Origin of the sequence: Streptomyces sp. NPDC059957 (genome assembly GCF_042730015.1) — a bacterium.
Classification (GTDB): domain Bacteria; phylum Actinomycetota; class Actinomycetes; order Streptomycetales; family Streptomycetaceae; genus Streptomyces.
This window is the reverse complement of the sequence record NZ_JBHWMB010000039.1, coordinates 74,371-75,095: the sequence shown is the minus strand read 5'-3', so window position 1 is coordinate 75,095 and position 725 is coordinate 74,371. Positions and strand designations below refer to the sequence as shown.

Genomic DNA, 725 nt, shown 5'->3' with positions numbered 1-725 from the left:
AAGGTAAGAATGAAGGGACGCGCGAGGCGTCTGAATCCCCTCCTCTTCCCCCCCCCCCTTCTCTTTTCGCCCCCCCGGAAAACCCCCCCCAGCGCAACCAAAACCCCCGAGGTGACGGCGGGTGTTCTACGGACGTGGGGCGGTCGACGTGAACCCGATGCATTCGACGTCGATCTGATCGGCGAGCTCGGTCAGTACGCCCGCCAGGTCCCGGACCGTCCGCTCTTCTCCGCACATCTCGCCGGTGCGCTCCGATTCCAGCCAGTCGGCCGCGAGGCTGCGCAGGAGCCCGGTGACGTGATCCGCGGGGATCAGCAGTGCGCCGTCATCCGCGGGGATCAGCGGTATGGACATCTGGATCATGGAACCGTCTCCCGGGGAGCGTCCGTGCGCGTCCGCGCTACCAATAGTGCCGCCGTCCTCCGACCGCGTGCCCGACGGAGCCGAGCACCCACAGGATGACCCCGATGACGACGAGGATGATCCCCAGCGTCCACAGGATCGAAATGCCGAGGAGCCAGCCGATGACCAACAGGACAATGCCAAGCGCGATCATGTTGTTCTCCCATCTCGCAGGCTTCTTCTGCCCCGATCCGGTGCCGGAATGCAGGGGGAGGCCGCCCGGTCCGTCGATGGGGGCGGAAAAGGGAGGTTCCCGGAGGTTTCCGCTTCGCTGCTGTATACGGCATCCGTTCTCGAACTCGGCTTTTTTTCCTGGCCGTTTG

At 65.1% G+C, this 725-nt stretch carries 2 protein-coding genes; both read right to left on the bottom strand.

Annotated features, from left to right (window positions below; translation table 11 throughout):
* Nucleotides 1-126: 126 nt before the first annotated feature.
* On the bottom strand, nt 127-363 hold the full coding sequence (locus tag ACFWBW_RS25090; protein WP_385376315.1) for a DUF6213 family protein: 237 nt from the start codon (nt 361-363) through the stop codon (nt 127-129).
* A 37-nt stretch (nt 364-400) separates the two neighbouring features.
* Nucleotides 401-556 carry a DUF6131 family protein gene (locus ACFWBW_RS25085; protein ID WP_385376326.1) on the bottom strand — a complete coding sequence of 52 codons (156 nt, stop codon included), beginning with the start codon at nt 554-556 and terminating at the stop codon, nt 401-403.
* Between the last annotated feature and the right edge of the window lie 169 nt (nt 557-725).